Origin of the sequence: Frondihabitans cladoniiphilus (assembly GCF_039544345.1) — a bacterium.
GTDB classification, from domain to species: Bacteria; Actinomycetota; Actinomycetes; order Actinomycetales; family Microbacteriaceae; genus Frondihabitans; species Frondihabitans cladoniiphilus.
The window spans coordinates 1-6,012 of sequence record NZ_BAABLM010000013.1 but is presented as its reverse complement, the minus strand read 5'-3'; the positions used below and the strand labels follow the sequence as shown (position 1 = coordinate 6,012).

The following is a 6,012-nucleotide window of genomic DNA, read 5'->3' as shown; positions in this document are numbered from 1 at the left end:
CACGTATTGTTTCTTCTTGTCAGCCCAAAGGTTCGGCGGAACGGAAGTCACGGTCACTTGATCGTGCTGAGTTCCCAGGCCTCAAGTGGTGGCACTCTCCCCCTGGATTGCTTGTTGTGAGTGGGTCTGGTTGCGGGTAGGGTTGCAAGTCTTCACCTCCTGGATTTCGGTTCAGATGCTGAGTCTGGTTCCTTTACGGGATTGGGTTTGGAAGTCCGTTGGATTCGCTCGTTTGGGTGGGTTTGACAGGGCCCGGCGGGGTGGATAAGGTTTCAAAGTTGCCTCCGACGAGGGTCACACAGTACTGAGCTTACGGGTTTGGGTGTGGTCGGGTTTGGGGTGCGTTTGGTCCTTGAGAACTCAACAGCGTGCACATTGTCAAATGCCAATTTATACCTCGGCATTCGGATTGTTCTGCATCACTTCGTGGTGTGGGGTGTCTGGGTGTTGGGTTTCTTTGAGATTGAAATGGACAACAATCGTCAGATTGATTTGTTCTTTTAGTCAGCATCAAACTTGCTGCGATTCACCTATTCCGGTGTTTCGTGGTGTTTTTCTTTTACGGAGAGTTTGATCCTGGCTCAGGACGAACGCTGGCGGCGTGCTTAACACATGCAAGTCGAACGATGAACTGGAGCTTGCTTCAGGGATTAGTGGCGAACGGGTGAGTAACACGTGAGTAACCTGCCCTTGACTCTGGGATAAGCGTTGGAAACGACGTCTAATACCGGATATGACCCCTACCGGCATCGGTTGGGGGTGGAAAGATTTTTTGGTCAAGGATGGACTCGCGGCCTATCAGGTAGTTGGTGAGGTAATGGCTCACCAAGCCGACGACGGGTAGCCGGCCTGAGAGGGTGACCGGCCACACTGGGACTGAGACACGGCCCAGACTCCTACGGGAGGCAGCAGTGGGGAATATTGCACAATGGGCGAAAGCCTGATGCAGCAACGCCGCGTGAGGGACGACGGCCTTCGGGTTGTAAACCTCTTTTAGTTGGGAAGAAGGGAACTTGTTCTTGACGGTACCAGCAGAAAAAGCACCGGCTAACTACGTGCCAGCAGCCGCGGTAATACGTAGGGTGCAAGCGTTGTCCGGAATTATTGGGCGTAAAGAGCTCGTAGGCGGTTTGTCGCGTCTGCTGTGAAATCCCGAGGCTCAACCTCGGGTCTGCAGTGGGTACGGGCAGACTAGAGTGCGGTAGGGGAGATTGGAATTCCTGGTGTAGCGGTGGAATGCGCAGATATCAGGAGGAACACCGATGGCGAAGGCAGATCTCTGGGCCGTAACTGACGCTGAGGAGCGAAAGCATGGGGAGCGAACAGGATTAGATACCCTGGTAGTCCATGCCGTAAACGTTGGGAACTAGATGTAGGGGCCATTCCACGGTTTCTGTGTCGCAGCTAACGCATTAAGTTCCCCGCCTGGGGAGTACGGCCGCAAGGCTAAAACTCAAAGGAATTGACGGGGGCCCGCACAAGCGGCGGAGCATGCGGATTAATTCGATGCAACGCGAAGAACCTTACCAAGGCTTGACATATACCGGAAACGTCCAGAGATGGTCGCCCCGCAAGGTCGGTATACAGGTGGTGCATGGTTGTCGTCAGCTCGTGTCGTGAGATGTTGGGTTAAGTCCCGCAACGAGCGCAACCCTCGTTCTATGTTGCCAGCACGTTATGGTGGGAACTCATAGGAGACTGCCGGGGTCAACTCGGAGGAAGGTGGGGATGACGTCAAATCATCATGCCCCTTATGTCTTGGGCTTCACGCATGCTACAATGGCCGATACAAAGGGCTGCAATACCGTAAGGTGGAGCGAATCCCAAAAAGTCGGTCTCAGTTCGGATTGAGGTCTGCAACTCGACCTCATGAAGTCGGAGTCGCTAGTAATCGCAGATCAGCAACGCTGCGGTGAATACGTTCCCGGGCCTTGTACACACCGCCCGTCAAGTCATGAAAGTCGGTAACACCCGAAGCCAGTGGCCCAACCTTTTGGAGGGAGCTGTCGAAGGTGGGATCGGTGATTAGGACTAAGTCGTAACAAGGTAGCCGTACCGGAAGGTGCGGCTGGATCACCTCCTTTCTAAGGAGCATGCACCAGCCGGTCTGTATACAGCCGGATTCACTGGTCAAGTCACGCCACAGCGAATGTTGTGGGTGGCGCTCATGGGTGGAACATTGACAGTGGCCTTCACACGAAGGTTCTTCTTCTAGTACGGCCCGCTTGCGGGTCTGGAACGGGGTGGGGCTGGGTTTGGTGGGGGCGTGCACGTTGTTGGGTCCTGAGGGACCAAACCGGCCGGCCGTGACGCTCTTTGAGGGTTTCGGTGGGTGGTTGAACTCCTCTTCGGGCCAGAGTCGTCCGGCATTACTTGCCGGGGTGAGTCTGGTGCCGCCCGTTTTTTGAGAACTACACAGTGGACGCGAGCATCTTGAGCGTGTCGATCGGGTCCCTTTCGGGGGGTTTGGTTGAGACGTTCGAGTGCAATTTCTTCCCCGGCGGGGTGGTGCTTCTTTGGAGTGCTGCTGCTGTCGGGGTAACGAGATAACACTGATATGCCGCGCAGATGGGTGTTGCCTTCGGGTGGGTCCTATTTGTTGCGGCTCTTTGTGGTCAAGTTTTTAAGAGCAAACGGTGGATGCCTTGGCATCTGGAGCCGAAGAAGGACGTAGAAATCTGCGATAAGCCTCGGGGAGCTGATAATCGAGCTGTGATCCGAGGGTCTCCGAATGGGGAAACCCCGCCAGGCCGCGTGCGGACCTGGTGACTCCCGCCTGAATATATAGGGCGGGTAGAGGGAACGTGGGGAAGTGAAACATCTCAGTACCCACAGGAAGAGAAAACAACAGTGATTCCGTGAGTAGTGGCGAGCGAAATCGGAAGAGGCTAAACCGGTCATGTGTGATAGACGGCGGTCGTTGCATGGTCGGGGTTGTGGGACATGTCGTCCTGTTCTGCCGGACAGGAGCAGTTACAGCGCATTATAGGCGAACCGCATTGAAAGGCGGGTCATAGAGGGTGCCAACCCCGTAGCCGAAATGGTGTTGCTGGCTGGACGTGGATCCCAAGTAGCACGGGGCCCGAGAAATCCCGTGTGAATCTGTCAGGACCACCTGATAAGCCTAAATACTCCCAGATGACCGATAGCGGACAAGTACCGTGAGGGAAAGGTGAAAAGTACCCCGGGAGGGGAGTGAAATAGTACCTGAAACCGTTTGCTTACAAACCGTTGGAGCCTCCTTAGTAGGGGTGACAGCGTGCCTTTTGAAGAATGAGCCTGCGAGTTAGCGATATGTGGCGAGGTTAACCCGTGAGGGGTAGCCGTAGCGAAAGCGAGTCTGAATAGGGCGATTCAGTCGCATGTCCTAGACCCGAAGCGAAGTGATCTATCCATGGCCAGGTTGAAGCGACGGTAAGACGTCGTGGAGGACCGAACCCACTTCAGTTGAAAATGGAGGGGATGAGCTGTGGATAGGGGTGAAAGGCCAATCAAACTTCGTGATAGCTGGTTCTCTCCGAAATGCATTTAGGTGCAGCGTTGCGTGTTTCTTGCCGGAGGTAGAGCTACTGGATGGCCGATGGGGCCCAAAAGCTTACTGACGTCAGCCAAACTCCGAATGCCGGTAAGTGAGAGCGCAGCAGTGAGACGGTGGGGGATAAGCTTCATCGTCGAGAGGGAAACAACCCAGACTACCAACTAAGGTCCCTAAGCGTGTGCTAAGTGGGAAAGGATGTGGAGTTGCAGAGACAACCAGGAGGTTGGCTTAGAAGCAGCCACCCTTGAAAGAGTGCGTAATAGCTCACTGGTCAAGTGATTCCGCGCCGACAATGTAACGGGGCTCAAGCACACCACCGAAGTTGTAGATTTCGTATTATAGACAAGCCTTCGTGGTTCAGTCGTACGGAGTGGTAGGAGAGCGTCGTGTGGCGAGTGAAGCGGCGGTGGAAACCAGCCGTGGACGCCACACGAGTGAGAATGCAGGCATGAGTAGCGAAAGACGGGTGAGAAACCCGTCCTCCGAAAGACCAAGGGTTCCAGGGCCAGGCTAATCCGCCCTGGGTAAGTCGGGACCTAAGGCGAGGCCGACAGGCGTAGTCGATGGACAACGGGTTGATATTCCCGTACCGGCGAAGAACCGCCCAAGATAATCCAGTGGTGCTAAGAGTCCTAACCCGGCTGAGTGGATCCCTTCGGGGTGATGCCGGCCGGTCTAACGCTCGACCCCATGCTGGTGCGTTTAGCGTATTAACAGGTGTGACGCAGGAAGGTAGCTGAGCCAGGCGATGGTATCCGTAAGGTGAACCTGGTGTAAGGATGTAGGGCTGACGATAGGCAAATCCGTCGTCAATGCGCCTGAGATCCGATGCGTACCCCGATTGGGGGAATTCAGTGATCCTATGCTGCCGAGAAAAGCATCGACGCGAGGTTCAAGCCGCCCGTACCCCAAACCGACTCAGGTGGTCAGGTAGAGAATACCAAGGAGATCGAGAGAATCGTGGTTAAGGAACTCGGCAAAATGCCCCCGTAACTTCGGGAGAAGGGGGGCCGGAACCGTGAACGGATTTACTCCGGGAGCGGGAAAGGCCGCAGAGACCAGTGGGAAGCGACTGTTTACTAAAAACACAGGTCCGTGCTAAGTCGCAAGACGATGTATACGGACTGACGCCTGCCCGGTGCTGGAAGGTTAAGAGGAACGGTTAGCCGCAAGGCGAAGCTGAGAATTTAAGCCCCAGTAAACGGCGGTGGTAACTATAACCATCCTAAGGTAGCGAAATTCCTTGTCGGGTAAGTTCCGACCTGCACGAATGGCGTAACGACTTCCCAGCTGTCTCAACCGCGAACTCGGCGAAATTGCACTACGAGTAAAGATGCTCGTTACGCGCAGCAGGACGGAAAGACCCCGTGACCTTTACTACAGCTTGGTATTGGTGTTCGGTGTGGCTTGTGTAGGATAGGTGGGAGACTGTGAAGCTCGGACGCTAGTTCGGGTGGAGTCATTGTTGAAATACCACTCTGGTCACTCTGGATATCTAACTTCGAACCGTGATCCGGTTCAGGGACAGTGCCTGGTGGGTAGTTTAACTGGGGCGGTTGCCTCCTAAAAAGTAACGGAGGCGCCCAAAGGTTCCCTCAACCTGGTTGGCAATCAGGTGTCGAGTGTAAGTGCACAAGGGAGCTTGACTGTGAGACTGACAAGTCGAGCAGGGACGAAAGTCGGGACTAGTGATCCGGCAGTGGCTTGTGGAAGCGCTGTCGCTCAACGGATAAAAGGTACCTCGGGGATAACAGGCTGATCTTGCCCAAGAGTCCATATCGACGGCATGGTTTGGCACCTCGATGTCGGCTCGTCGCATCCTGGGGCTGGAGTAGGTCCCAAGGGTTGGGCTGTTCGCCCATTAAAGCGGTACGCGAGCTGGGTTTAGAACGTCGTGAGACAGTTCGGTCCCTATCCGCTGCGCGCGTAGGAAATTTGAGAAGATCTATCCCTAGTACGAGAGGACCGGGATGGACGAACCTCTGGTGTGTCAGTTGTTCTGCCAAGGGCACCGCTGATTAGCTACGTTCGGAACGGATAACCGCTGAAAGCATCTAAGCGGGAAGCCGGCTTCGAGATGAGATTTCCATCCCCTTCGGGGGGAGAGGCTCCCAGCTAGACTACTGGGTTGATAGGCCGGATGTGGAAGTGGGGACTAACGACCCATGGAGCTGACCGGTACTAATAAGCCGATAACTTGACAACACCCCAACCATCACGTCCTGTGTGGTTGGCAGTGATGCTTGCGTCCACTTTGTAGTTCCCGAAAAACGGTCGGGATAACTAATAATTCAATAACGAAGCGAAAGCTCCGTAAACACAGACTTCACGTCAGCCCGTCATCAGGGTATGTCGTGACCTAGTGTTTCGGCGGCCATAGCGAGAGGGAAACGCCCGGTCACATTCCGAACCCGGAAGCTAAGACTCTCAGCGCCGATGGTACTGCAAGGGGGACCTTGTGGGAGAGTAGGACA

At 54.9% G+C, this 6,012-nt stretch carries 3 rRNA genes; all 3 read left to right on the top strand.

Annotated elements, in window-relative coordinates:
- The first annotated feature begins 558 nt into the window (after window positions 1-558).
- A 16S ribosomal RNA gene (locus ABEA39_RS18685) occupies window positions 559-2,084 on the top strand.
- A 529-nt stretch (window positions 2,085-2,613) separates the two neighbouring features.
- Window positions 2,614-5,743 (top strand): 23S ribosomal RNA (locus ABEA39_RS18680).
- 161 nt (window positions 5,744-5,904) lie between these two features.
- Window positions 5,905-6,012, top strand: a 5S ribosomal RNA gene (rrf, locus tag ABEA39_RS18675); the annotation flags it as partial.